Raw genomic sequence first — 24,592 nt, 5'->3', positions numbered from 1 at the left:
AGCAGAAAGGGGCGCCTCGCGGCGCCCCTTTCTCGGCCAGATCCGCCCGCCTCGCCTCAGCCTTCGCCGTCCTTGATGTAGACATCCGCGAAATTGGACTGCACGCCCTCTGCCCCGATCGTGTGGTTCTTGACCCGCTTGTTGAAAACGGTGACGTTCTCCAGAGAAATCAGGTTCACCACTGGCACTTCATCGGCAATGATCTTCTGGAAGGCAGAGAATTGCTGCTTGCGTTTCGCATCGTCGATCTCGACGGATGCGGCTTCGAGCAGCTTGTCCACCTCCGGATTGGCGTAGTGGCTGGCGTTCGAGAAGGGCAGGCCGAGCTTGAAGTTCTTCGACCAGTAGACACGCTGTACGCCGAGCGTCGGATCGAACTGGTTGCCGAGATATTCGGCCGTCACGTCGAAGGCGCGCTCGGTGTAGACCTTCTTGATGTAGGTGGAGAAATCGTAGGAATCGATCGTGGCGTTGATGCCGATGCGCGTCAGGTTCTGCCTCAGATATTCGGCGACCCGCTTGAACCCTTCATTGTAGGAATTGTGGGTGAGACGCAGGTCGAAGCGCACGCCGTCCGCGCCGCGCTTGTAGCCGGCTTCGTCGAGCAATTGCTCGGCGGCCTTCAGATCGTAGGCATAAGGCTTTATCGAGGTGTCGAGATAACGTGGCAGGAAGGTGCTGATCGGGCTCGGCGAAACGTGGCCGTAACCGTACCACACGGTGTTCAGGATGACGTCGAGGTCGATCGCGTGGGCGATGGCGCGGCGAACGCGGACGTCCTTCAGATACTCGTTGTCGAGATTGAAGATCAGCTGCGTCTGGTCGCCCTTCGTCTCGTAGCCACGGGAATCGACGCCGATGTTCGGGAGTGCCTTTACGCGTTCAAGATCACTCAACGGGATTGGATTGTCGCCACCGATATCGAATTCACCGGTTTCGAAGCCGGCCGCACGTGCTGCGCCATCGGGCACGAAGCGGACGATGATCTGGTCTAGATAGGGCTTGCCGGCGTCCCAGTAGTCCGGGTTGCGTTCCAGGATGATGTGCGATCCGCGTACCCACTCCTTGAAGACGAACGGACCGGTGCCGATCGGGGCGCCGCCATTCGGATTGGTCGGCACGTCGGCAATCTTGACGCCGTCGTAGATGTGCTTTGGCACAATCGGCGATTCCGCCGCGTAAAGCGCACTCAGCAGGTAAGGGGCTGGCTTGGAAAGCCGGATCACGGCAGTCAGCGGGTCCGGCGTTTCGACCTTCGTGACATTGGCGAAGGTGCCGCGCCCGCGCGGGTGGACCTGCTTCAGAAGCTCGATGGAGTAGGCGACATCATCCGATGTGAAAGGCTTGCCATCGTGCCATTTCACGTTCGGGCGAAGCTTGAAGGTGTAGCTCAGCCTGTCGTCGCTGATCGACCATTCCGTCGCAAGCTGCGGTTTCGGCGTCAGGTCGAAATCGTAGGTCAGGAGACCTTCGGTGATCTTGGGGCTTACTTTCTGGGTGCCGCCCGCCGTGTGGGCTAGCGCCAGGATCGTCGGCGGCTCCGGCTCGACGATGAAGTTCAAGGTGCCGCCCTTTGTCGGTGCCGCGGTCTCGGCGAACGCGGTGAAAGGGACCAACGCGGTAAGGCCGGTCGCGGCGAGAAGCTTGTTGAGTTGGCGTCTGCTGATGTCCATGAATACCCCCTGAATTGCAATGGGACGCCTCCATCGAAGCGTGTCCCCGCAATCATCGGGCAGCGTGGTGCAAAACCGGAAGAATGTTTTTCTCCGCGTCTGGCAAAGGAAAACTTCGCGTCGGGGGACAGGGCTGATTCAATTATCTACCAAAAATATAGACAATTTTTGAAAATGAGTTTTTGCATCCATGATCCACGCTTCCGGCGCAAGAAAATGTTCCGCGCGCGGGATTGGACGCAATGCGCGTTCTCGTCTTCAGGGGCGGGTTTATGGTGCTATCGCCTTATGAGCACCTTTGCCGACACCCGTAGAAAAGCAATCCAGCCGACTCTTGCGCGGCTACCACCACTGACATCGCTACGGGCCTTCGTCGCGACGGCGCGACACTTGAATTTCGTGCGCGCCGCCGAGGAGTTGCACGTCACCTCCGCGGCTGTTGGCCAGCAGATCAGGCTTCTCGAGGATTACCTCGGTCAGCCGCTGTTCGACCGTGTCCGTGGCCAGCTGCATCTGACCTCGGCGGGGCTGGCGTTGGTGCCAGGCCTGACGGGCGCCTTCGACGCTGTTCTCGCGGCGATGGCCCAGTTCGTTCAGAGCGATCATGAACAGCCGATCCGCATCTCGGTGGCTCCTTCCTTCGCCAGCAAATGGCTGATACCCCGTCTCGATGCACTTCGACGTGCGGCCCCCGGCTTGGAAGTTCTGGTCGATGCATCGACACAGTTGACCAACCTCGATGCGGGCGATGCCGATTGCGTGATCCGCTACGGCAGCGGGCACTATCCGGGGCTTGTCGTCGATCATCTCTTCTCCGAAGCCGTGCTGCCGGTATGCAGTCCGGAGTTCGCCGACGCCCAGGGGCTATGGGGCAGTCCGAGCGCTATCGAGCATGTGCCGCTGTTGCATGAGGAGGGAGCCGAGCACGATCAGTCCTTTCCTGATTGGGCCGGGTGGCTGCGCGCCGCCGGATTTTCCTATCATCCGTCGCAAGGCGGTTTCAGGCTCAACCAATCCTCTCTCGTCCTTGATGCCGCTGCCGCCGGGCAGGGATTGGGGCTTGGCAAGATCAGGTTGGCGGAAGCCGATATCCGCTCCGGGCGCCTGGTCAGCCCTTTCGGCGTTCCGCAACCGATCAGTTCATCCTATTTCTTCGCCACCACGGCGCATGCGGCGCGGCAGATGCGTGTCGAGTTGTTTCGCGAATGGCTGCTCGCCGAAGCGCGCGCCCTGCAGACGATGGACGAGATTATCATGCGGCGTATCCGGCCGGCCGCCGACATGATGGCGGCCGAGTGAACTCTTCCTAAAACTCCGGCTGCGCTACTTGAGATGAAACCCGAGCCTGCGCACGACGGCTGCAAGCACGTGCCGACCCTTCAACGCCTCGACGGTGCCGATCCGGTTGCGAACCTGATCGCTCCAGTCGACCGATGGCATGGCCTGCTCCGCCTGGAAGGCTTTCAACGCCTTGTTGTAACTGGCAAGATCCCGCATGCGTGTGGCATCCGCATATTGCTCGCGGTGCAGAACCGTCGACTGCGGCAGGCGTGGCTTCACGCCGGCAGGTTGCGCCGGATCGGGAAAGCCGACCGTCAGGCCGAAAACCGGGAAGACGCCCTCCGGCAAGGCGAGTTCCCGCGCCACCGTTTCCGGATCGTTGCGGATTGCGCCGATGTAGCAGGTTCCAAGTCCCAATGATTCAAGAGCGACCACCGCGTTCTGCGCGGCGAGCGCCGCATCGATCACGCCAAGCAGAAAGCTCTCGGTGTAGTCGAGGCCTTCTCCGGCCGAGCCGCCTTGCGCGGCGATCGCACGCGGCCGGGCAAGATCCGCGAGCCAGACGAGCAGGAGTGGCGCCTGGGCGATCTGACGCTGGTTGCCGGCAACGGCATTCAGCCGGTTACGACGCTCAGGGTCTTCGACGGCGACGACACTCCATGCCTGCAGGTTGGAGGAGCTGGCAGCCGATTGTGCCGCGGCGACGGCTAGCTCGACCGCGGTGTGTGGAACCGGATCCGGCAAGTAGCTGCGCACGCTGCGGTGCGAAAGCAGCGTATCGATCGTTTCGTTCCATTCGCAGCCGAGGTGCTGCACCTGGCGGTAGCGGTGGGCGGTGAGGGCCGCCAGTCGATCGACGCCGTTTGGTTTTGCAGCAGGGGATGGCGTCATAGGATGTCCTTTTCCGGGGCGTCATTCCGCCGCGCTGGCGTAGGGGTTGTGGGGTCGTGACAGGCCAAGGTGGTCGCGCAGTGTGCGGCCGGTATATTCGCGCCGGAAGAGGCCGCGCCGACGCAGGATCGGGACCACCTCGTCGACGAAGACCTCGAGACCATGCGGCAGCACGTCAGGCATCAGATTGAAGCCATCCGCGGCGCCGGCGCTGAACCACGTCTCGATGTCATCGGCAATGGCGGCAGGGGTGCCGACGATCGTGCGGTGGCCGGTGCCGCCATTGAGTGCCCGGATCAGGCCGCGAACGGTCAAGCCCTGCCGCTGGGCCAGCGCCAGCGTGGCGCGGAAGAACGTATGCCCGCCGTCCGCCGGCAGCGGGATATCATCAGGCAACGGCTTGTCGAGTTCGAGCCTCGTCTGGTCGACCTGCAAGACCCCCGCCAGCCGGGCGAGGCTGTATTCCAAAGGAATCAAGTCGCGAAGCTCCTCCTGCCTTCGCTGGGCTTCCGCCTCCGTGCTACCAATGATGGTGGCGAGGCCCGCAAGCACGAGGATGCTGTTTTCCCGGTGTCCGTAACGGGCAGCACGACGGCGCAGGTCCCTGGCGTAGTCCAGGGATTCCTCGAAGGATTGCGAAGCGGAGAAGACGGCTTCGGCATGTTCGGCCGCGAGTTCGCGTCCGTCGTCGGATCCGCCTGCCTGCACGACGACAGGGTGGCCCTGCGGCGGGCGCGGGATATTGTGCGGTCCATGCACTGAAAAATGCTTGCCGCTATGGGCGATCGGGTGGACGCGCCCGGGATCGACGAAGCGGCCCGTCGTGATGTCGCCGACGAAGGCCTCTTCCTCCCAACTATCCCAGAGTGCCTTGACCACGGTGGCAAATTCGCCGGCGCGTTCATAGCGACTTGCATGCGCCACGGGCTTGTCGAGGCCGAAGTTTCTGCTTTGCGCCAGGTCCGCGCTGGTGACGATATTCCAGCCGGCGCGCCCGCCGCTGGCATGATCGAGCGTCGCGAAGCGCCGGGCAATGTTGTAGGGCTCGTTGTAGGTGGTCGAGGCGGTGGCTATCAGCCCGATGCGGTCGGTGTTGGCCGCGACCAGGGCGAGAACGATGGTCGGCTCCAGCGAGGTCAGCGGCCGGAAGTCGATGCGGTCCGATATGGCTGCCTGATCGGCAAGGAAGACCGCGTCGAAGGCGCCGCGTTCGGCGATCTTCGCCACCTTGATGTAGTGGTTGATGTCGAAGGAGGCGCGGGGATCGCTGCCTTGCATGCGCCAGGCGGCAGGGGAAAAACCGGAGTGGAGGATATTGATGTTGAGGTGCAGCTGCCGTCCGCTCATTGGAAAACCCCCGGTTCGGGATAATCGCCGGTCAGGAACCATGAGCCGACATTGCGGGTCTTGTACTCAGCCGGATTGTGGAGCGTGTGGATGCGAACGTTGCGCCAGAAGCGATCGAAGCCATAGGGACGCGCCGCCGAGCGGGCTCCCATCACCTCGAATATTTCGCTGGTGACCTCGAGCGCGACCTTGCCGGCCAGCACATTGGCCGCGGCGACCGCGATTGCGGTGGCACCGCGCTCTTCCGCCGTGAGCGCCGGACCCTTGGCATAGGCTGCGTCGATGGCGTTGGCGGCCCGGCCGGCGAGCGCGGTGGCGGCCTGGACCTTCGTCCAGAGCTCGCCGTATTGCCGCTTGATCCACGGATCGTCGGCATGGCGCTCGACGCCTGAATAGATCCATGGGCGGGATTTCGTAATGGTGTAGTCGCGTGCAGCGATAAGCGCGCCCTGGGCGCTGCCGATGAAGACGTTGAGGAGAACGCTCTGCTGCTGCTGAGGCGCGAGCAGCGAGATGGCGTCCTTGGGACGTTCCGACAGGATTTCGTCATCCTTGATCGCAACATCCTTGTAGAAGACGCGACCGCTGCCGGTCTGCCGTTGCCCGATACCGTCCCAATCGTCCGCGATCGTGATGCCGGGTCGGTTCGCGGGAATATAGGCGAAGCTGCGCGCGTTCGTCGCCTCGTCCTCCCATGCGACCATCAGATAGTCGGCGACGTGCGAGCCGGAGGCGAATGGCCGATAGCCGTTCAACAAAACGCCACATTCGACCTTCCTGCCGAACAAGCTCTTGGAAAAGCTGTTCGTGGTGTTGCCCCAAAACCAGCGACCCTCGGCCGAGCGTCGCAGGATCGCGGCCGATCGTTCGTCGTGGACGCTCGTCAGCGCATTCTGGATCGGGCTGAAGTGATAGCCGAAGAGATGGCCGAGCGAGCCATCGACCTTGGCGAACTCACGCACGATGCGCAGCGCCGTGGAGTAAGGCTGCCCCTCGCCACCGAATTCCTTGGGAATGAGCAGATTGACGAGGCCGCTTTCCTTGAGGAGCCGGACCTGCTCGGTGGGACGTCCGCCCTGTTGATCTCGCTCGATGGCATCGACGGCGAAGATGTTTCTGAGTTCGACTGCCTTGGCGAGATAGGGATTGGTCTGGTCCGGCTCGAAGAGCACGGGAGGCAACAGGGCTTGTTCGAAGCCTGAGGGCTTTACGGTCATCGTCTTTCCTCTGTCAGTCGTGAAGTCGCGGAAAACCATGTCGCTCGGCAAGCAGCTCGAGGATGCGGCTTGTCTTGGAGACGAAGCGCTTGCCTTTCCAGTCCGCGGCGTCAGGCGGCGGATTGGAGGCGAGCACCAGAACCGGCAAGGATTGGTTCTCCTCACCAACCGCCTCGATCACGCGCGTACGCGGGCGAGGGAATGGCACACGCTGTACGTCGATCCGGCTCGCAAGCTCGGGGAAGCTGGCAAGCAAGCCCTCAATGGCGTTGCAATGGGGGCAGACGAAGGTCTGGCCAGGCCGTTTCGGATCCGGGAAGCCGGGGGCGATGAGAAAGAGCGTGTCGCGGCTCATGTCTGTTCTCCTTATTCTGCCGCGACTGCGCTGCGATTGGCGGCGCGGCTGTTCTCGGGGCGCTTGAGGCCAAGGTTTTCGCGCAGTGTGGTGCCTTCATATTCGTGGCGGAAGAGACCGCGCCGGCGCAGTTCCGGCACCACGAGCTCGATGAAATCGGAAAGCCCGCCCGGCATGATCGGCGCCATGATATTGAAGCCGTCGGCGCCATAGTTTTCGAAGCGCTCCTCCAGCGTGTCGGCGATCTCGTCGGGTGTGCCGACCACCTGCCAATGGCCGCGCGCGCCGGCAATGCGCAGGTAGAGTTGCCGGATCGTGAGGTTCTCGCGCCGGGCAAGATCAAGAACCAGCGCCTGCCGGCTCTTGCCGGCGTTTGTTGTGGCAAGATTTTCGGGCACGGGTCCATCAAGCGGATAGTCCCTGAGGTCAACGCCGGAAAGCTGCGAAATCAGGTTCAAGCCGACCTCGGGCTGAATAAGCTCCTGAAGGGATTCGAACTTCTCCTGCGCCTCCGATCGCGTGCGGCCGACAACAGGGAAAATACCGGGCAGGATCTTCAGATCGTCATGCGAGCGGCCGTATTTGGCAAGCCGCCCTTTGACGTCGGCGTAGAAGCTGGTGGCTTCCTCCAAGGTGATCTGGGCGGCGAAGATGGCTTCCGCGGTGCGGGCGGCGAGCTCCTTGCCGGGCTCCGAGGCGCCGGCCTGAACGACAACAGGTCGGCCCTGCGGCGAGCGTGGAATATTGAGCGGCCCGCGGACCTTGAAGTGCTTTCCGCTGTGATCGAGGCGATGCAGCTTGGTCGGGTCGAAATACCGGCCGCTTTCGCGGTCGCGCGGGAAGGCATCGTCCTCCCAGCTGTCCCAGAGGCCGAGCACGACGTCGGCGAATTCCTCCGCGCGCTCATAGCGGTCGGAATGGAGGATCTGTGCCTCGTGGCCGAAATTGAAGGCGGCGTCGGGGTCGGAGGAAGTCACCAGGTTCCAGCCGGCGCGGCCGCCGCTCAACCGGTCGAGCGAACCGAATTGCCGGGCCAGATTATAGGGATCGGAGTAACTGGTGGAAGCGGTGGCGATCAACCCGATGTTGCGGGTGACGGACGACAGTGCGGAGAGCAGGGTGATGGGTTCGAATGGATAGACGCCGCTATGGGCCTTGCGGCTGGCCGCCTCGACATCCTTGATGCGCGCGGCAACGCCATCCGCGAAGAAGATCGTGTCGAACTTCGCCGCTTCCGCGAGCTTGGCCAGTTCCAGATAGTTCTCGAACTCGGTGTCGACGGAAGCCTTTGGATGCCGCCATGCGGCGACGTGGTGCCCGGTGAAGAGCAGAAATGCGCCGAGCTTGATCTTGTCCTTGCGTTTCGCCATTGCGGTTCCTTTCAACGATAGATGGCCGGCACCGGGAATTCGCCGGTCAGCAGCCATGTGCCGACGGTGCGCTTCTTGTACTCGGCGGGATTGTGAAGCGTGTGGGTCCTGATATTGCGCCAGAAGCGGTCGAACCCATTGGCGTTGGTCGCCGAGCGGGCGCCCATGACCTCGAAGACCTCGCTGGAAACGGCAAGCCCGACCTCGCCGGCATAGACATTGGCGGTTGCGATATCGATCGCGGCCGCTCCACGGTCGGCGGCGGTCAGCGATGGACCTAGGGCGTAGGCTGCATCGAGGCTGCGGGCGGCTTTGTCGGCGAGTTCCGTTGCCGCGAGGGTGCGGATATAGAGGTCGCCGTACTGGCGTTTGATCCACGGGTCGTCGATGTGCCGCTCGACGCCGGAATAGACCCACGGCCGTGAACTCGTCGTCGTATAGGCTTGGCCTTCCTCCAGTATGCCTTGCGCGCTGCCGACAAAGACATTGAGCAGAACGCTCTGCTGCAGGAGCGATGTGAGGGAGGAATAAGGCGTCAGCGGCACGTCCGGCGAACTGATCAGCTCGTCGTCCTGAACCTCGAGATTGACGAAGCGCACCGTGCCGCTTCCTGTCTGTCGCTGTCCGATGCCGTCCCAGTCGTTCTCGATGACGATGCCGTCGCGGTCGGCGGGAACGGCGGCGGTCAGTCGTGCCCCATCGGTATTCTCCCAGGAGATCTGGATGTAGTCGGCGATATGCGAGCCCGAAGAGAACGGGCGGCTACCGTTGATGACCCAGCCTGTCGCCGTCCTTTCGCCGCTCGACGTTTTCGACAAGGCGTTTCCGGAATTGCTCCAGATCCAGTTGCCCGCCGCCGAGCCGGTCAGCCACTTTTCCTTCTGGGCGGCCGAGCCGCGGAACAGGATGAGGTTGAGCGGCAGGTGATGATAGCCGAAGAGATGGGCGAGCGATCCATCCGTCTTGGCAAACTCTCTGACAATCCGCAGGATCGTCAGCCATGAGGCGCCCTGGCCGCCATATCCCTTGGCGATCTGTGCCGAGGGCAGGCCACTTTCCTTCAGAAGCCTGACCTGTTCGACGGGCCTGCCGCCCTGTTTGTCCCTCTCGACGGCATCGAGGTGAAACGCCTGCCGTAGCGCGGTCGCCTTTGCCAGAAGCGTGTCGTCAGCATCTGTTTCGAACGGCATCTTGCCTCCTTGGGATGACAGTAAGGGACATGTGCGCCCCCGCATTTCCCGCCAACGGTTGGCTGGTCGGCCGCTCAAGTCCAGAAACATCTGCTTGATTTCGCGGAAAGAAATTCTTTCGCTGCTGCGTGCGATTTTGGCGTTTCGTCGGGGCGCTATTCGAGGGAAACATCATCCTGTCAAAGCACGGAAAGTGGGTGGCTGTTCCTTTGCGTTGCGCCGACTGCGAACAATCTTTCAGACGCAATTATTCTTTCCCGGACGAGAAGAAACTTTGACTTCGGCTTTCCGGGCACACCACGGAAGCTTCACTCAGCGGACCACAGTCCAACCCGAGAGGAGCTCTTCGCATGTCCATCAACCGTCGAAGTTTCAACCAGCTGCTGTTGCTTGCGAGCGCCAGCACCTTGCTTCCGTCGATCTCCTTTGGGCAAGGTGCGGCGCCGGCAACGGGTGGCACCTTGAACTGGCTCTACCGGGTGGACCCCGGCAACGCACTCTTTGCAATCAACACATCGTCGGGCACCGGCCAGGCCATCGGCCCGAAGATCGTCGAGGGTCTTTTGACCTTCGACCTCGACGTGAAGCCGCAGCCGCTGCTGGCAACGGAATGGTCGGTTTCCGATGACAATCTTCGCTACACGTTCAAGCTCCGCAAGGGTGTGAAGTGGCATGACGGCACGGACTTCACGTCCGATGACGTCGCCTTCTCGATCTTCCGGCTGAAGGAAGCGCATCCGCGCGGTCGCATCACCTACCAGAACGTGGTGGCGGTCGAGACGCCGGATCCGCTGACCGCCGTTATCGTGCTGTCGAAGCCGGCTCCGTTCCTGCTTTCGGCGCAGTCGAGCTCGGAATCGCCGATCGTGCCGAAGCACATCTTCGAGAAGCTGGCGCCGGGTGACGGCCAGACGCTGCAGACCGCAATCGGCACCGGTCCGTTCAAGCTGACGGAGTGGGTGGCCGGCAGCCATCTGATCTTCGAGAAAAACCCGAATTACTGGGATGCCGGCAAGCCCTATCTCGACCGGATTATCCTGCGTGTCGTCACCGACCCGGCCGCCCGGTCGGCGGCGCTGGAGACAGGCGAGGCCGACATCGGCGACAACCCGGTTCCTCTCGCCGATCTCGACCGGCTGAAGCAGGTGCCCAATCTCACCGTCGACACCACCACCTATGCCTACTCCGGCCCGCAGCAGCAATTGTTCTTCAACTACGACAACCCGCTGTTTGCCAAGCGCGAGGTCAGGCTTGCTATCGCTCAGGCGATCAACCTGCAGGACATCGTCGATGTCGCGCTCTATGGATACGCGCAGGTGTCGCCGAGCCCGGTCAGCACCGCTCTGACGCAATGGTACGACAAGAGCGTCGTGGCCCACCCCTACGATACAGCCGCCGCCGAAAAGCTGCTTGATGAAGCGGGTTATCCGCGCAAGGCCGACGGCAAACGCTTCGACCTCCGGCTGACCTACAACTCCTACCTTCCGCAAGGCTATGCCGACGTCCTGAAAAGCCAGCTGGAAAAGATCGGCGTCGGGATCGAGATCAAGAAATACGACCTGCCGACCTTCCTGAAGACGGTTTACACCGATCGCGCCTTCGATCTGGTGGTGGAGTCGCTCTCCAACACGTTCGATCCGTCGCTCGGCATCCAGCGCGCCTATTGGAGCAAGAACTTCAAGATCGGCCTGCCGTTCTCGAACGCCAGCCACTACTCGAACGCCCAGGCGGACGCGCTGCTCGAGGCGGCAGCCACCGAGTCGGATGTGAAGAAGCGCTGGGAGGTCTGGAGCAAGTTCCAACATCTCATCCATGACGAGGTGGCGTCAGTCGACCTCGTTGCCGCCGGTGCCCAGATCGTCGCCAACAAGCGGGTGAAAAACTACGTCACGGGATCGCAGGGGCTGAACTGGAGCTTCGGTGACCTGTGGATCGATCCGAGCGCTTGAGGAGGCAGCACCATGACGAAACATTCGATAGACAAGGCCACGTTGATTGACTGGCTGGGTGACAGGCTCGAACTGGCAGTGCTTGATATCCGGCCGGCCGACGAGGTTGGTTACGCTTCGCCGCTCTTTGCCACAAACCTGCCGGCGGAACGCGTGGAAGCGGAACTGGACCGCTTCGTGCCGCGGCGTGTGGTCCGCACCGTTCTGGTCGACGGTGGGGACGGTGCTGCCGAGGCGTTGGCAGCCCGACTGGCGCAGGCGGGCTGGATCGACCTCCATTTCCTGGAACGCGGCATTCCCGCCTGGGTGGACGGCGGCGTGGAAGCACTTCCGACCTTCGATATTCCGGGCGTTCCCTTCGTAACGAAGGTGCGCGAGGAACGACAGACTCCGGTGATTACCGCTGTCGAACTCAAGGCCCTGCGCGACAGGGGCGAGGACGTGATCGTCCTCGATACGCGTACGCTCAGCGAATTTGACAAGGCTCATGTGCCGGGTGCCGTCGGCGTGCCCGGCGCCGAACTCCTGCTTCGCTTCGCGGATATTGTTCCCACAGCGGAAACGAAGGTTGTCATTTCCTGCGCCGGTCTGCCGCGCGCCATTCTCGGTGCGCAAACACTGATCGATGCCGGTGTCGCCAATGCCGTATCCTATCTGGACGATGGGACACGCGGCTGGACGGATGCGGGCTTCGAATTGGAAACGGGACGTACAGCCGCCTACGGTGAGCCGACCGAACACTCGCGTCGTTTCGCGAAGGAGCGCGGCGAGCGCCTTTCGGCAAAGGATGGCCTGACGTTCATCGATCGGCAGACCGCCGAGAGATGGAATGCCGACCCGTCGCGCACGACCTATCTGCTGGATGTCCGCACACCGGAGGAATTCGAGCGCGCACATCTTCCAGGGTCGATCTCCTCGGAGGGCGGACAGCTGCTCGGTGTGTCTTACCGGACGATTGCCGTTCGCGGCGCCCGCGTCGTCCTGGTCGACGATCTGCTTGGCTCGCGTGCCCGCATCGTCGCCCACTGGCTCGCCCTCCGTGGTTTTGAAATCGCGGTTCTGCTTCACGATTTCGAGGCCGAGCAACGGGCCGCCGCATAGGTTTTGGCCGGAGCGAGAACCCACTTCCCAATACCGCCGTCGTCAGCCGGCGGTATTGTTGCTGTAAACAGGAAACAACACCATGACTGATATCAATGGGGCTTGGGGCGCACCGCCAAGCGACCGCTTCGAGCGTCTTGCGGAGACCTTCAGGCCCGTTTTTGCCCGTATCGGCGAACGTGCTGTCGACCGCGACCTTGCCCACGAATTGCCTTTCGATGCCTATGAGTGGTTGAAGACCTCGGGCTTTTCGCGTCTCCGGCTGCCGGCCACCCACGGAGGCCTCGGCATAACCTTGCCGGAGCTTTTCGGCCTGATCATCGAGCTTGCCGCAGCCGATCCAAACCTCACCAACGCCTATCGCAGCCACTTCGGCTTCACCGAGGATCTGTTGAATGCACCCGACAGCGCCTGGCGCGATGCCTGGCTGACAAGGCTCGGGAATGGCGAGACGATTGGCAGCGGGTTCTCCGAACTGGGCGACACCCCAATCGGCAGCTATTCGACACGCCTTGTCCGCCACGGTGCCAACTGGCGCCTCGATGGTGAAAAATTCTACACCACCGGCTCGCTTTATGCAGACTGGATCACGCTTGGCGCGATCGACGGGGATGGGCAGCCGATCGGCGCGCTGGTGCCGACGTCGGCGCCCGGGGTAGAGATCGTCGACGATTGGGACGGATTCGGCCAATCCCTGACGGCCAGCGGCACAGCCCGCTTCCATGACGTCGAGATCGCCGACGAGCTGATCAAGCCAAGTTCGGTGCGTTTCAGCTACTCCGGCGGGTTCTTCCAGCTGGTCCATCTGGCCTCGCTCGCGGGCATCGGCCGTGCAGCCGCCAACGATCTGGCGCGGCATGTGGCGGCGAGAAAGAGGGTCTATGGCCGTGGCAACGCGTCCCGATCGGCTCAGGACGCGCAGGTTCAGCAGGTGGTCGGGAAGGTCAGAGGCGCCGCCTATAGCGCCGGCGCAATCGTGCTTCAGGCAGCGAAGGCGCTGCAGCGCGCCTACGAGGCCAATCAGAGCGGCGATCAGGAACAGATAGCGTTGGCCGGCCGCAATGCCGAGCTCGAGGTCAGCCAGTCCGTCACCGTCGTCACGTCGCTGATCCTCGATGCCAGCACGGTGCTGTTCGACGCACTGGGAGCATCCGCCGCCAAGCGCGGCCACGGCCTTGACCGTCATTGGCGCAACGCCCGCACGATCGCCTCCCACAATCCACGCATCTATCACGACCGCATTGTCGGCGATTTCGCCGTCAACGGCACGATTCCGGGGCCGCAGGCGGGCGTTGGTGTTGCAAAGCAAAAGCAGGCTGAACGGACAGACGCATGAGCATTCAAAGACGTCGCATGAACCTCAATGTCGGATTGAACTCCACCGGCTATCTCGCAAACGCTTGGAAATACCGCAGCGGTGACAGGCACGATATCAACGATCCTGCCTATTACCGGCGGCTGGCAGAAATCGCCCATAAGGGGCTGTTCGACGCGGTGTTCTTTTCCGACCATCCGGCGCTGATGACGGAGCCGCTGGGCCGTCCCTTTCACACGATCGACCCGCTGATCCTGTGCACAACGCTTGCCGCACAGGTGCCGGATCTCGGTTTTGTCGTCACCATCTCGTCCACCTACAATTCACCCTATAACTTCGCCCGGCGCGTCCAGTCGCTCGATATCGTTTCGGGAGGCCGGCTGATCGTCAACATCGTGTCGTCCTTCAACCCCAACGTCGCCGCCAACTTCGGCAGCGCGGCGCTTCCGCCGCGCAACGAGCGCTACGCCCGTGCGAGCGAATTTCTCGACGTGGCAAAGAAGCTGTGGTCGAGCTGGGATCCCCGGCGGGAGGACGACGTCGGGTCAGATCGCTTCTGGGATAGCGCGAGCGCCGTGGCGATCGACCACGACGATGCCTTCTTCCAGGTGCGCGGTCCGCTCAATGTTCCGCGCGGCCCACAGGGCCATCCCGTCATCGCTCAGGCAGGTGCGTCAGATGGCGGCATCGATCTCGCGGCGCGGCACGGCGAGATCATCTATTGCAATATTCTTTCCAAGCCGGCGGGCCGGGCCTTCGGCGACAAGGTCCGCAACCGGGCCGTTTCGCTCGGCAGGGATCCATCTGGTATTCGTATCGTCCCTGGCCTCGTCGTTATGCTCGGGGAAAACCGCGAGGAAGCGCTGCGCAAGCATGAACTCTACAGTGGCACGGGATCGGAAGATGGCTTGCTGGAACGTTTCGTGCGCGAGCATGGATTGGAGCGTGACCGTTTCGATCCAGATGCTGTTCTGGACCATCAGCGCTTCATACCTGATCCAAACCGGCAGCAGGCCGTAGGCATGGGGCTTGGACTTTCCGACCTGCTCCAGCACGAGAAGTTGACAGCGCGTCAAGTGGTGCGCCGCTCCGAAGGTCATCACCGACTTTTGCTTGGCACGGCCAAGGAGGTCGCCGAGGAGATGATCGACCTGTGGGAGGACGGCACTGTGGATGGCTACACACTGCAACCCCCTCGGGCGCCAGATGACATCATCGAGTTCGCAGACAAGGTCATCCCCATCCTTCAGGATCGAAACGTATATCCCCGCCAGTATGAGGGGCGAACGATACGCGACCGGTATGGGTTTTCCTATCCGACTTGAAGTTGGCTAGGGCTCGCCTTTGCTGAACGTGTGTCGTAGCCCATGCATCGGCGCCCCCAATTTCAAGCCTCCGTGTGATCAGGCCCCGATCTTTGATCAATAGTCGACGCCCACATTCATACCTTAGTCGGCTAATGTCGGACAAGGCCTACTTCAACGCGCTCGCACCGATGATGGTGGCCGCATATTCGAGGGGGAAATCCACTTAGCAAAATGCCCCGAGTTGTTCAGACGGACCCAGCCACCTCTCTCACCCCAGTGAACTGCTTTAGGCGACAGGGGACACAACTCACCCTTAAGGACACGCTTCTGGGCTTTCGTAGACGTAACAGACCGGGCCAATCGTTCCGCGTAACTGCCGCGAAGGACAGGGGAACATCGTTTGGCTTTAACGCGACTGATGGGAGGCGATCCAGTTCTTGACGCCCGCAATAGAACTGAATTCGTCGACACTGCGGCTCGGGAGGTCGGGGTAAGCCGAAATCGCCATTTCGCTTAGCGCCTTCCCAGGGCCGAATTCGAGAAACGACGTCGCCCCGGCTTCTACACAGCTTCGCAGGCACTCGGACCACTGCACGGTTTGCGATACCTGCCTTGCAAGTTTGGCAAGACCAGTCTCGACATCGACGACGGTCGACCCATCGATCCCGCTTATCAGCCGAACTCCCGGGTCTTGGGGAGAGCATGACGCAGTCTTCAGCAGAACACCGTGGAAGTCTTCCGCAGCCTTGTTCAGCAGGTTCGTATGTGACGCGACCATGACCGGAACGAATGCCACCCTCTGAGCCCTTGCGGCACGGGCCGCTTCGGCAATCGCCTCAAGAGCAGGCCGCCTTCCCCCGACGATAAACGCGTCACCGGGATTGATAATTGAAATCGCGGCCCTGTATCGCGCGCATAGCGCGTCAATCACACCCCGTGAAAGGCCGCGTATAAACAAAAGGCCGTCGCCCGGAGAGGTCTCGGCGTCCATGATCTCGGCACGGCGCGCAACGAGCTCCATGGTTTTCCTTGTCGAGAACAGGCCTGATACGCCCCAGGCCGCTACTTCTCCGACGCTATATCCGGCGATAATTTTCTGTGAGGGCAAGCATGACTTGAGGGTTTCGAACGTCACGAGCGCCTGCAGCGTGCAAAGTATCTGGCCCAATCGGTTGCTGTGAAGCGTCTCGATCGATCCTCGCTTGACGAGTTCGCGGGGGTCGGCTCCGCCAAGCAAACTTGCGCAGTACGCAAACAGCTCACCTGCTTCCGATGAGCTTTCCGTGAGAGAAAACATGGTAGAATGCTGATGTCCTTGTCCGGAACACAAGATGGCGACAGTCATTGCTAGCTTTCAACTTGGAAACAGTACGGCGATGGCAATTGCCAGTGTCACGATGCTCGAGATCGTACTTGCGATCACCATCGATCCCGTCGCGCCGGAGTCCAGGCGGTAGTTAACGGCGAACAGGATACCGAAAAAACCGGAAGGCACCGCCGCCAGCAGGATGGCGACCTTTGCGGCGTCCCACGGGATGGGCAATAGAAGCACCACGCAAGTCGTGAGGAGGGGACGCACCAGGTTCGACATGATGGTTGCGCTGATGACTTTCCTGTTGAGTTGGAAAGCCTGTGAAGAAAGGACGACCCCCGTCAGGAATAGCGCTACGCCGGGTGCAGCATGACCGATCAAAAGGAGACTGGCATCGGCGACATCACTTGTTTCGAAACCGCTGAGCGAAAAGAGTATCCCAAGTATGGGCGCGATCACGACGGGCTTGGTCAGGGCATGCCAGAGACTGCTCGCGATCTTGGGCTGATGGCCGCCATTCGCGCCTGGTTTTCCAGCATACATTTCTACGAGAAGCAGTGACAGCGGGCTAATGATGATCGAGCCACTTGCGAGCACGATTGCGAGTGGAATCGTCCCGGCTGGGCCGAGGACGTCAGCTAGAATAGGGAGCCCCACACCCGCCAGATTCGGGAACGCGATCGTGAGGGCTTGTAACGAGGCGTCTGCTTTGCCGACCTGCATGTAGCGTACTTGCAGTAGATACCACGCGATAAACACGACAAGCATCACGCCGGTACTGATGAGGAAAAGGGGTGCTTGAGAGAACATCTCAGTACGCGAGGCCGAAGCCGTCGCCGCAAACAGCGAAGCGGGCAACGCAAATGTCATGACGAGGACATTGAGCCCGTCAACGTGATGATTGTCCACGATATTACGACGGCCGGCAACGTAACCCAGCGCCATGACAAAGAAAATCGGAAGTAGCGCCAGCAGGATCGTATGGGCCATCAGATGCTGCGCCTTTCATGGGCATCGACAAACAGCGTCATGGCCAAGAGGTCCGCCGCCCCGCCCGGGCTGAGCCAACGGTCGGTAAACTGTTGATGGATCGAGGCTGCTCGACGTTTCCATTGGGGAGAACGGATTCCACCATCGTCCAGAAAGTCCTGCGCGAGCTGCTTCGCGTACAGAAGGCCCTGAGGACCACCCCGATGGAGTAGATTGGTGTCCTCCAGAACAGCGATGAGTGCGAAACAAGTCTGAACGCGGGCGGCATCCAGATCGTGCGGACTCGCCTCGACGGCATCCCTCAGAGCGGGCAAGCCAATCTGATATACAGTTGGAAAGCCCTGCGCCGCTTCCATGCGAGCACCGCCCGCACCAAATCGGCGTCTCGCCCTGTCGCCATGACTGCGCAACAGCACGGGGCCGTCGATTATGTCATGTCCCCAGCGTTTAGAGACGATTGTGCCAAGCGAAATGTCCTCCGCGACGACGCCACTTGCGCTGGCACCCGCTGCTGCGCACAGAAGTCCCATCCCGAATATCGCACCCCTATGGGTATTGATGCCGCCGGTGGCGGCGCGCATTGCGGCTTCCGCCTCGATACCGATCACTCGCAGGCGACCCATTTCGCAGTCTTGTGCCCCAGCGTCTGCCAAAGCCGCGAAGAAGGGTTTGATTGCGGCGGCGCTATCACGAAAGGTCTCGGAATTCATGTCGTAGTGGCTGCCGCAGTCGATGTGGCTTACCAGGCCGGGCTTCGGCCACGTCTCCAGCTCCAGCAAAAGACAGGCAGTCGCTGTCGAAGCGATCTGATGGACGTTTGCTGGCCGCCGGCTCTGGACGCGTGACCGTTCTTGCTGCGCGGGGGGCGTCAACAAATGCCCATTCATTGCAATGCGCCTCCATCCCTGAAGACCGCTGGGGCGCTCATGGTCGCTCCCGATATGGATTTCACCAACACATCCCCTGTCGCGCCGTCAAACTCCCGCCAGTTAACCCCGGCACCGTCGCTGCGGATCAACTCTCCATCCAAGCGCATCGGAGCTGCGGACTCAATACGCGCCAGATCTTCCACAAGGGAGACCAGGTTCGTATCCCGATGAAAATAAAACAGGAAATCGAGATCCGAGGTGGCTGTCAGGTAGTTCAGACCGGTAATCACGCTCCATCCAAGGCTGCCGAAAACCCTGGCTTCGATGCCGTGCCGCGATGCAAGGGAATCAAGCGTCCGAAGTGTTGGAAGCCACCCGCTGGGGGCTCTGTGGTCAACCGAATTCAACGTGGGTGGGCGATCAACCGATTGGATCTGATGCTCTTGAACAACCAACGAGAGGCGTTTCTTCCCTGCGTTTGGGGGTAGCGGAAGCCCCACCGAAATTCCGATGCGCTCGCCCGGTTCGGGCCGCCGGCTGATGAGCGGCCATCCACGCCTGCTCCATTCAAGGACAAAAGGTTCGGACTGCAGGCGCGGATGATCGGCAAATATCTCGCCCCAGGAGGGTGGGTTGATCGAAATCAGATCGTGCCGCCTTGGCGGCACCACGTTACGGTGCGAGTGCGAGCGCATGGACCCGCTCCGCGATCTCGGCAGCCTTCATACGCCCCTTGCGTTCCTTACCGAGTACATCCCGGACATCAAGAGCGTCCGGTAGTTCACCGAGCAGTGCCTCAAGCTGGGCCGCGAGAGAGTCGGTCTCGTTCCATGTGCGGTGAACAGCTCCGGTCTGCGCAAGGTTCTCGAGGCCGGGCGCGAAAACGGGCGTCGATTTTGCCTTTTCTTCGAGAATTTCGACCGAAAGCTTCGTCACCTTTGACATCGAGGGAAGGTCCATCACTGCCGGAGACGCGCCCGGCAGCCCGACCAGCACACGTGTCGCCAATGCGGTGGCGAGGAACGCCCCGGCGGCAGAATGGCCGTAGAGAATTCCGATGGTCGGACGATCGTGCATATCGGCGTAAATCAGGCATTTGGCGAGGTGCGCGAGAAATTCATTCAGGCCCAGCAATTCGTCGCGCTTGCTCATCCGCTGGCTGTCGCTGTCGACGATAACCAGGATCGGGCCGCTCCGGTTTCTAAGGGCCCCAAGCACGAAGCTCGAAAGATGAATTGCCTCGTCTACGCCCAGTGCTTTTCGGTCAGAAACGCCGACGATCAAGGCTTGGCCACCGGCTCGAAGCGTGCCGTACCCGGTAACGACTCCATTGTCGTTCGCCACCTCGTGGCCGCCGGGGAAAAGCGAGGCTAGGATCTCAGCGAGCGTCATGATCGGTACTCCGTAGTTTGTCGGCCAGGGATTTGAACTCGTCGGCAGGCATTCCCGGCACCGACGCCGCGTCGGGCGCGCCGATCGCCTGCCAGATGTCGAGCGCATCGCCAGAAGTCCCGAAGCTCTCCAGCCGCTTCTCAAGCCGAACCTGCTCGTTCAGCAGGGTTTCAAGCGTAAGCTCTGCAACGGTCTGCAGGAGGGCGACCGCGGCGTCTCGAAACGCTTTAGCCGTGTCATCGACGAAGTCGTCGGCCGCGCCGATCAGGCGTCTGTGCTTGCCGCCCATCGTTCGCCACACCAACGCTCGGTCGCGGGAATCGAATTCCTCGACACCTCGGTTCGTCTCAATGACTTCGGGGCCGGAAACTGCGATGCGGCCTTGCTCGGAAACGATCAGAGCGGAGCAGCAACCGGCTGTGAGGCCGCCTCCGCCGTAACAACCCGCGCGGCCGCCGATAAGTCCGATGATCCTGACGCCGGCGGTCCTGGCTTCGACGACAGCCCGCATGATTTCGGCAATTGCAAGCTCGCCGGCATTTGCCTCCTGAAGGCGAACACCTCCAGTGTCGAACAGGATCAGTACGGGTATCGACTTCACATCGCGCGCAGCGCGCAGGAGGCCCGTCAATTTGGCTCCATGCACTTCGCCGAATGCTCCGCCCATGAAACGGCCTTCCTGCGCCGCCACGAACACAGGGGAGCCTTCAACCATGCCGCGCCCGACCACAATGCCGTCGTCGAATTGCTCCGGAAGATCGAAAACGCGAAGGTGAGGGCTAACTTCCCGGTTTTCGGGCCCGAGGAATTCCCGGAAGCTTCCGGCATCCAGCAAGAAATCGATACGCTTTCGCGCGGAGGCTTCGTACCAGCTTGCAGAGTCTTCGCCGTGGGCAAAAGGCGATGGGCTTTTTATATTGCTCATTGCTGCTCCTCCATCACTCTGACCGCTTGCGCCAGTCGCAGCATCACCGTATCCGGCCGTGCGCCGCCATCATTGATGGACAACTTGAGACCGCCAGGTGCGTATCGCTCGACGAAGTCATGGACGACCGCTGCCCAGACTTCCTTGAAGCCCTCTGCAGCCGTCTTGATATCGATTTGGCACTGGTTATCGGGAAGGATACGCTCCGCGAGGACTTCGAGGTTCCCGGAGGCCACCACTCCGACGATGGCAAGTTTTCTGTCGCCTGAAGCCTGCTTGCGCGTCTTGTGGTGAAAGGTAAGGTCTTCCATCATGTTGCTCCTTCACCAGTTGCGGAATTTCGAGGGCGGGGAGTAAAGACCTCCCGACCATCGGACGAGGTCCTTGATAGAGCGGGCTGCCAAGAGGTTTCGGTCTGCGTCGAGAGGGTCGATGCCGAGGTCTTCCGGGCGTCGGATCACGCCCCGTTCCCGCAGGTGCTGGACCGCCTTTCTGTCCCGCTCTCGGCCAACGTCGGTATAGCCCGCCACCCCGCGGATGGCCTGTTCACGCTCACCGGCGTTCCGGCATAGAAGGAGGTTTGCAATGCCTTCTTCGGTCACGATATGCGTCACGTCATCGCCGTAGATCATGACAGGAGCCAGATCCAGCTTGAGTTTTTCCGCGAGAGCCAACGCGTCCAGTTTCTCGACAAAAAGCGGAGCGTTTTTCTCGCCAAACGTCTCACCAATCTGAACGACGAGTTTGCGACCACGTCGCAATGGAGCAGGCCCGTCGGGATCAGCTTCCTTGCCTGCTTGGAGCCAAGGCTCGCTTGGATGACGCCGACCTCGCGGGTCCGAACCCATGTTCGGTGCACCGCCGAAGCCTGCGATGCGTTGGGTCGTCACCGTGGATGAGTTGCCGGCGAGGTCGATCTGAAGTGTTGAGCCGATAAACATATCGCAGGCATAGAGGCCCGCCACCTGGCAGAAAGCCCTGTTAGAACGCAGGGAACCGTCCGGTCCGGTGAAGTAGACGTCAGGTCTTGCCCTAATATAGTCCTCCATGCCGACTTCCGAACCGAACGAATGGATCTGTTGAACCCAGCCGGATTCAATCGCGGGGATCAGCGCGGGATGAGGGTTCAAAGCAAAGTGCGACGCGATCTTTCCCTTGAGTCCGAGCTTCTCTGCGAACGTGGGAAGAAGCAGTTCTATGGCTGCGGTGCTGAACCCGATACCGTGGTTGAGACGTTGAACATGGTAGGGAGCGTAGATTCCCTTGATGGCCATCATGGCTGTAAGGATTTGCGTTTCCGTGATAGCGCCTGGATCGCGTGTAAACAGGGGTTCCACAAAAAACGGCCTGTCGGCTTCGACCACGAAGTGAACCCGATCGCCAGGAATATCGACGCGGGGAACCCGGTCGACGATCTGGTTGACCTGGGCGATTACAACGCCGTCCTTGAATGCGGTCGCTTCGACGACAGTGGGCGTGTCTTCCGTGTTCGGTCCCGTATACAGGTTTCCGTCACGATCAGCGCTGACCGCGGCGATCAAGGCGACATTGGGCGTGAGATCGATAAAATACCGGGCGAATAGCTCGAGATAGGTATGGACCGCGCCGAGCTCGATTTTGCCGCCAAAGAGCATCGTCGCAATCCGGGCCGATTGCGGACCCGAGTAGGCATAGTCGAGCCGCTTGGCGATGCCGTGATCGAACAGATCAAGATGACTGGGGAGGACTACACCGGACTGCACCATGTGCAGGCTGTTGACCTTGGTGCGATCCACGGCAAGCAGGGCGTTGCTTAACAGGTCGGCCTGCTTCTGGTTGTCGCCTTCGAGACATACGCGATCGCCGGGGCGCACTACGGCCTCCAGCAACCGCGTGGCGTCGCGGGCTTCGACGATCTTTCCGTTAGCCACGGCACTTCCCGCCTTGATACGGGCCAGATACTCCTCGCGGTGTCGTTGCCAGTTCATGGTTATCAGGGCTCCTGCTTGTCGGTCGGTCGACAACTGAATGGTTGTGCTTGACCGCTTTCGGGTTGCTCAAGGAGAATTCGACCACCGCGTTCGTGGCAAGCGGTGCCATCGCATTGTCGGAGTACTACTTCTTGGCGGCCGAGGCGTCGCTCTGCATCCTATTGCCTTGAATGCATGGCGTCCGCATGAAGCTGGTTCGTTCTGGTTCTGGTATGTGGAGGCTTTCGCGAAATTCTCAAGAAAACCTAATTGCGGGCGACGCATTCGAGAATCACACCTAAGTGTAGGACGAGTACGACCAAAGCACCCAACCGCCTTATATACCGAGCTTGCAGGTGAGATGTAGGGTGGCACAAGACCCCCTGGCGACCGTCACCTCCTCCCAGATCGCTCATCAGGGTGTCGAAGTCCATCGTGCGACTGTCGGCCGGTTTCTGCATCGCCTTGGGCTGAGCAATAAAAAGCCTCAGGGCAGGCGAGCATCGCAGACCGGAGATCGCAAAGGTACGTGACCCGTGGATCGGTCGTCGAAAAGGGGTTCTTCAACAAGGCTATGGCGCGGTTGGTCTTCATCGGTGAGACGTCCACGAATACACGGCTGACCAAACGCACGGGCTGGTCACCAGAAGGCCACCCTTTGGAAATTGGAAGACACTGAATGGCCCCGAGATTTGTAGACACCTTCTTTCGACGCCGCCATCGGAGCGGGTGCCTTTGCATGATCATCATCACGCGTACTGGCCGCCACGCTCGCTGAAGTGGTCAGAGGTGGAACGCCTTCAACGCATCGACAAGCCGTTTCAGGTCTGTCGGCTTCCCGATGTTGGCGATACCGGCGAGCGCAGTGTGAACCGCAAGCTCATTCGCATGAGCCGCGCTTGCGAGGACGAATGGAATAGCCAACGCCTTCAACTGAAGAGCGACGGCCGTGACTTTCTCGCCGCCGAGACTGAAATCGAGGACCGCAGCATAGGGACGTTCCTCGCTGACAAGATCAAGAGCGTAGTCGACCGACGCCGCCGGCCCCAAGACACGGAATCCCCCATCGATCAGGGCCGCCTTGAGTTCCATCGCTATCAGTAGTTCGTCTTCCACCACCAGGACGCATCGCCTGCCTTCAGCACCGTTTTTCGCAGGATCGTCCATTTATCCTCACACTGGAATTCTGATCGTGGCCGCCAAACCTCCGGGGTCGTACTTAAGTTCCACCTTGCCGCCGAGATGAGCGGACGTGCCCTCGATCAATTCGGTGCCATAGCCGCGGCGCGTGGGCGGCGTCACGGGTAAGCCGTTCTTTTCCTGCCACTCGCAATTCAGATATGTCCGGCCTCGCGGACCGGCCTCAAGTGCCCATTTGACGTGGATTTGCCCGTCGGGAACCGACAGGGCACCATATTTCACTGCGTTGGTGCCCAGCTCGTGAAAAATCATGCTGGCAGCGAGGACCTTGGAACTGGCAAGGGTCACCGCTGGGCCATTGAATTGGAGGCGTTCAGCGCCGGACTCGCTGAGGGATTGCCGTAGCAATTGCTCGAAATCGATTGTCTCACCGGCTGACGCGATTTCCTGAGCCCGATGCGTGACCTCGAGCCGGCGGAGGAAGATGTCGCGATATTCGGTGGCAGTGCGATTGTCTGTGTCAGTCTGCATAGCGATCGCTCGTACGACAGCAAACAGGTTCCGTATGCGGTGCAGTGTCTCCGCAATAACGAAATCCTTCTCCGCATCTTGGCGCTGCCGACTTGTAATGTCCTCGAAAAGGATAAGGATGTTCGCACTGTTGTTGTCGGGGTGAATGAGACGGCGGGCGTCGATCAGAAACGTCCGTTGTCCGATCGCGGGAAAGTCATGCGTTACTTCGAAGCCGATGATGGCGGCGGCTTTTGGGATCACCGCCGCTATCAGATTCCGGAGTTCTGGTATTTCCCATTGACCACTGCCGAGACTGAAGAAGCTCTGCCCCAGGATGTCGTCCCGCTCGACCTCGAAAGTCTGGACGAATGCGTTGTTTGCAGTCGTGACGCAGAGATTTTGATCCAGAACGACAATCGGTTGGGTCATCGTATCGACGACGCCCTGAGCCTGCACGTGTCCGCTTTTCAGCAAGCGGTAAAGGTCTTCAAGTATCATCTCTGCGC

Annotated in this window: 23 protein-coding genes; 6 read left to right on the top strand and 17 right to left on the bottom strand. The window is 60.9% G+C overall.

Going from position 1 to position 24,592, the window contains the following annotated elements; genetic code table 11:
* Nucleotides 1-56: 56 nt before the first annotated feature.
* Nucleotides 57-1,673, bottom strand: a complete 1,617-nt coding sequence (locus tag ASC90_RS04005) for an ABC transporter substrate-binding protein (protein WP_056535672.1) — start codon at nt 1,671-1,673, stop codon at nt 57-59.
* Nucleotides 1,674-1,961: 288 nt separating this feature from the next.
* Here ASC90_RS04005 and ASC90_RS04000 point away from each other — a divergent pair, with 288 nt between their 5' ends.
* Complete coding sequence (locus ASC90_RS04000; RefSeq protein WP_056535668.1) at nt 1,962-2,972, top strand: LysR substrate-binding domain-containing protein; 1,011 nt, start codon at nt 1,962-1,964, stop codon at nt 2,970-2,972.
* A 24-nt stretch (nt 2,973-2,996) separates the two neighbouring features.
* Here the strand turns inward: ASC90_RS04000 and ASC90_RS03995 are convergent, their stop codons facing one another.
* Genes ASC90_RS03995 through ASC90_RS03970 form a run of 6 tightly spaced genes read right to left on the bottom strand, consistent with a single transcriptional unit; the run spans nt 2,997 to nt 9,324 of the window.
* On the bottom strand, nt 2,997-3,845 hold the full coding sequence (locus ASC90_RS03995; RefSeq protein ID WP_056535665.1) for an NADPH-dependent oxidoreductase: 849 nt from the start codon (nt 3,843-3,845) through the stop codon (nt 2,997-2,999).
* A 21-nt stretch (nt 3,846-3,866) separates the two neighbouring features.
* On the bottom strand, nt 3,867-5,192 hold the full coding sequence (locus ASC90_RS03990; protein ID WP_056535662.1) for an LLM class flavin-dependent oxidoreductase: 1,326 nt from the start codon (nt 5,190-5,192) through the stop codon (nt 3,867-3,869).
* Complete coding sequence (locus ASC90_RS03985; RefSeq protein ID WP_056535660.1) at nt 5,189-6,409, bottom strand: acyl-CoA dehydrogenase family protein; 1,221 nt, start codon at nt 6,407-6,409, stop codon at nt 5,189-5,191. The genes ASC90_RS03990 and ASC90_RS03985 overlap by 4 nt, the downstream gene beginning before the upstream one ends.
* A 13-nt stretch (nt 6,410-6,422) precedes the next feature.
* Nucleotides 6,423-6,764: a DUF3088 domain-containing protein gene (locus tag ASC90_RS03980; RefSeq protein ID WP_056535657.1), complete on the bottom strand. Its 342-nt coding sequence runs from the start codon at nt 6,762-6,764 to the stop codon at nt 6,423-6,425.
* An 11-nt stretch (nt 6,765-6,775) separates the two neighbouring features.
* On the bottom strand, nt 6,776-8,134 hold the full coding sequence (locus ASC90_RS03975) for an LLM class flavin-dependent oxidoreductase (protein WP_056535654.1): 1,359 nt from the start codon (nt 8,132-8,134) through the stop codon (nt 6,776-6,778).
* 11 nt (nt 8,135-8,145) lie between these two features.
* Nucleotides 8,146-9,324: an acyl-CoA dehydrogenase family protein gene (locus ASC90_RS03970; RefSeq protein WP_056535652.1), complete on the bottom strand. Its 1,179-nt coding sequence runs from the start codon at nt 9,322-9,324 to the stop codon at nt 8,146-8,148.
* Nucleotides 9,325-9,674: 350 nt separating this feature from the next.
* On the opposite strand from ASC90_RS03970, the gene ASC90_RS03965 reads away from it, so the two are divergent.
* From ASC90_RS03965 to ASC90_RS03950, 4 genes are all read left to right on the top strand, one after another.
* Complete coding sequence (locus ASC90_RS03965) at nt 9,675-11,273, top strand: ABC transporter substrate-binding protein (protein WP_056535649.1); 1,599 nt, start codon at nt 9,675-9,677, stop codon at nt 11,271-11,273.
* Between the two features lie 12 nt (nt 11,274-11,285).
* A complete protein-coding gene (locus ASC90_RS03960) occupies nt 11,286-12,374 on the top strand; it encodes a rhodanese-like domain-containing protein (RefSeq protein WP_056535646.1) in 1,089 nt (362 codons plus the stop codon).
* Between the two features lie 82 nt (nt 12,375-12,456).
* Complete coding sequence (locus tag ASC90_RS03955; RefSeq protein WP_056535643.1) at nt 12,457-13,710, top strand: acyl-CoA dehydrogenase family protein; 1,254 nt, start codon at nt 12,457-12,459, stop codon at nt 13,708-13,710.
* Nucleotides 13,707-15,014, top strand: coding sequence for an NtaA/DmoA family FMN-dependent monooxygenase (locus ASC90_RS03950; RefSeq protein ID WP_056535641.1), 1,308 nt, complete (start codon nt 13,707-13,709; stop codon nt 15,012-15,014). Before ASC90_RS03955 ends, ASC90_RS03950 begins: the two co-directional genes overlap by 4 nt.
* A 388-nt stretch (nt 15,015-15,402) precedes the next feature.
* Here the strand turns inward: ASC90_RS03950 and ASC90_RS03945 are convergent, their stop codons facing one another.
* The 8 genes from ASC90_RS03945 to mdcA are packed head-to-tail and all read right to left on the bottom strand — an operon-like array spanning nt 15,403 to nt 22,451.
* Nucleotides 15,403-16,341 (bottom strand): acyltransferase domain-containing protein, encoded by a 939-nt coding sequence (locus tag ASC90_RS03945; RefSeq protein ID WP_056535637.1) that lies wholly within the window; start codon nt 16,339-16,341, stop codon nt 15,403-15,405.
* A gap of 9 nt (nt 16,342-16,350) precedes the next feature.
* Entirely contained in the window at nt 16,351-17,298 is a 948-nt protein-coding gene (locus ASC90_RS03940) for an AEC family transporter (protein ID WP_348270859.1), read from the bottom strand.
* Nucleotides 17,298-18,185, bottom strand: a complete 888-nt coding sequence (gene mdcB, locus ASC90_RS03935) for a triphosphoribosyl-dephospho-CoA synthase MdcB (protein ID WP_082519787.1) — start codon at nt 18,183-18,185, stop codon at nt 17,298-17,300. The genes ASC90_RS03940 and mdcB overlap by 1 nt, the downstream gene beginning before the upstream one ends.
* On the bottom strand, nt 18,182-18,862 hold the full coding sequence (gene mdcG / locus ASC90_RS03930) for a malonate decarboxylase holo-[acyl-carrier-protein] synthase (RefSeq protein ID WP_082519786.1): 681 nt from the start codon (nt 18,860-18,862) through the stop codon (nt 18,182-18,184). Before mdcG ends, mdcB begins: the two co-directional genes overlap by 4 nt.
* On the bottom strand, nt 18,840-19,559 hold the full coding sequence (gene mdcE / locus ASC90_RS03925; protein ID WP_056535630.1) for a biotin-independent malonate decarboxylase subunit gamma: 720 nt from the start codon (nt 19,557-19,559) through the stop codon (nt 18,840-18,842). Before mdcE ends, mdcG begins: the two co-directional genes overlap by 23 nt.
* Nucleotides 19,546-20,484, bottom strand: coding sequence for a biotin-independent malonate decarboxylase subunit beta (locus ASC90_RS03920; protein WP_056535627.1), 939 nt, complete (start codon nt 20,482-20,484; stop codon nt 19,546-19,548). Before ASC90_RS03920 ends, mdcE begins: the two co-directional genes overlap by 14 nt.
* Nucleotides 20,481-20,795 (bottom strand): malonate decarboxylase acyl carrier protein, encoded by a 315-nt coding sequence (gene mdcC / locus ASC90_RS03915; RefSeq protein ID WP_056535623.1) that lies wholly within the window; start codon nt 20,793-20,795, stop codon nt 20,481-20,483. The genes ASC90_RS03920 and mdcC overlap by 4 nt, the downstream gene beginning before the upstream one ends.
* A gap of 12 nt (nt 20,796-20,807) precedes the next feature.
* Nucleotides 20,808-22,451: a malonate decarboxylase subunit alpha gene (mdcA, locus tag ASC90_RS03910; protein WP_056535621.1), complete on the bottom strand. Its 1,644-nt coding sequence runs from the start codon at nt 22,449-22,451 to the stop codon at nt 20,808-20,810.
* A gap of 338 nt (nt 22,452-22,789) precedes the next feature.
* Between mdcA and ASC90_RS30340 the strand changes: the two genes are divergently transcribed.
* A complete protein-coding gene (locus ASC90_RS30340; protein WP_348270858.1) occupies nt 22,790-22,966 on the top strand; it encodes a winged helix-turn-helix domain-containing protein in 177 nt (58 codons plus the stop codon).
* Between the two features lie 250 nt (nt 22,967-23,216).
* Here ASC90_RS30340 and ASC90_RS03905 read toward each other — a convergent pair whose 3' ends face one another.
* Both ASC90_RS03905 and ASC90_RS03900 read right to left on the bottom strand, forming a co-directional pair.
* Nucleotides 23,217-23,600, bottom strand: coding sequence for a response regulator (locus tag ASC90_RS03905; RefSeq protein ID WP_056535619.1), 384 nt, complete (start codon nt 23,598-23,600; stop codon nt 23,217-23,219).
* A 6-nt stretch (nt 23,601-23,606) separates the two neighbouring features.
* Complete coding sequence (locus ASC90_RS03900) at nt 23,607-24,584, bottom strand: PAS domain-containing protein (protein ID WP_056535616.1); 978 nt, start codon at nt 24,582-24,584, stop codon at nt 23,607-23,609.
* Nucleotides 24,585-24,592: the final 8 nt, after the last annotated feature.

The sequence above is a fragment of the Rhizobium sp. Root1220 genome (assembly GCF_001426265.1).
In the GTDB taxonomy this organism is placed as follows: domain Bacteria; phylum Pseudomonadota; class Alphaproteobacteria; order Rhizobiales; family Rhizobiaceae; genus Rhizobium.
The sequence above is the reverse complement of the archived record's forward strand: the minus strand, read 5'-3'. Positions and strand labels throughout refer to the sequence as shown.

What these genes read in the sequence shown, in the direction of transcription:
- ASC90_RS04005 (WP_056535672.1), bottom strand. Translation starts at nt 1,673, where the DNA reads ATGGACATCAGCAGACGCCAACTCAACAAGCTTCTCGCCGCGACCGGC.
- ASC90_RS04000 (WP_056535668.1), top strand. Translation starts at nt 1,962, where the DNA reads ATGAGCACCTTTGCCGACACCCGTAGAAAAGCAATCCAGCCGACTCTT.
- ASC90_RS03995 (WP_056535665.1), bottom strand. Translation starts at nt 3,845, where the DNA reads ATGACGCCATCCCCTGCTGCAAAACCAAACGGCGTCGATCGACTGGCG.
- ASC90_RS03990 (WP_056535662.1), bottom strand. Translation starts at nt 5,192, where the DNA reads ATGAGCGGACGGCAGCTGCACCTCAACATCAATATCCTCCACTCCGGT.
- ASC90_RS03985 (WP_056535660.1), bottom strand. Translation starts at nt 6,409, where the DNA reads ATGACCGTAAAGCCCTCAGGCTTCGAACAAGCCCTGTTGCCTCCCGTG.
- ASC90_RS03980 (WP_056535657.1), bottom strand. Translation starts at nt 6,764, where the DNA reads ATGAGCCGCGACACGCTCTTTCTCATCGCCCCCGGCTTCCCGGATCCG.
- ASC90_RS03975 (WP_056535654.1), bottom strand. Translation starts at nt 8,134, where the DNA reads ATGGCGAAACGCAAGGACAAGATCAAGCTCGGCGCATTTCTGCTCTTC.
- ASC90_RS03970 (WP_056535652.1), bottom strand. Translation starts at nt 9,324, where the DNA reads ATGCCGTTCGAAACAGATGCTGACGACACGCTTCTGGCAAAGGCGACC.
- ASC90_RS03965 (WP_056535649.1), top strand. Translation starts at nt 9,675, where the DNA reads ATGTCCATCAACCGTCGAAGTTTCAACCAGCTGCTGTTGCTTGCGAGC.
- ASC90_RS03960 (WP_056535646.1), top strand. Translation starts at nt 11,286, where the DNA reads ATGACGAAACATTCGATAGACAAGGCCACGTTGATTGACTGGCTGGGT.
- ASC90_RS03955 (WP_056535643.1), top strand. Translation starts at nt 12,457, where the DNA reads ATGACTGATATCAATGGGGCTTGGGGCGCACCGCCAAGCGACCGCTTC.
- ASC90_RS03950 (WP_056535641.1), top strand. Translation starts at nt 13,707, where the DNA reads ATGAGCATTCAAAGACGTCGCATGAACCTCAATGTCGGATTGAACTCC.
- ASC90_RS03945 (WP_056535637.1), bottom strand. Translation starts at nt 16,341, where the DNA reads ATGACTGTCGCCATCTTGTGTTCCGGACAAGGACATCAGCATTCTACC.
- ASC90_RS03940 (WP_348270859.1), bottom strand. Translation starts at nt 17,298, where the DNA reads ATGGCCCATACGATCCTGCTGGCGCTACTTCCGATTTTCTTTGTCATG.
- mdcB (WP_082519787.1), bottom strand. Translation starts at nt 18,185, where the DNA reads ATGAATGGGCATTTGTTGACGCCCCCCGCGCAGCAAGAACGGTCACGC.
- mdcG (WP_082519786.1), bottom strand. Translation starts at nt 18,862, where the DNA reads ATGCGCTCGCACTCGCACCGTAACGTGGTGCCGCCAAGGCGGCACGAT.
- mdcE (WP_056535630.1), bottom strand. Translation starts at nt 19,559, where the DNA reads ATGACGCTCGCTGAGATCCTAGCCTCGCTTTTCCCCGGCGGCCACGAG.
- ASC90_RS03920 (WP_056535627.1), bottom strand. Translation starts at nt 20,484, where the DNA reads ATGAGCAATATAAAAAGCCCATCGCCTTTTGCCCACGGCGAAGACTCT.
- mdcC (WP_056535623.1), bottom strand. Translation starts at nt 20,795, where the DNA reads ATGGAAGACCTTACCTTTCACCACAAGACGCGCAAGCAGGCTTCAGGC.
- mdcA (WP_056535621.1), bottom strand. Translation starts at nt 22,451, where the DNA reads ATGAACTGGCAACGACACCGCGAGGAGTATCTGGCCCGTATCAAGGCG.
- ASC90_RS03905 (WP_056535619.1), bottom strand. Translation starts at nt 23,600, where the DNA reads ATGGACGATCCTGCGAAAAACGGTGCTGAAGGCAGGCGATGCGTCCTG.
- ASC90_RS03900 (WP_056535616.1), bottom strand. Translation starts at nt 24,584, where the DNA reads ATGATACTTGAAGACCTTTACCGCTTGCTGAAAAGCGGACACGTGCAG.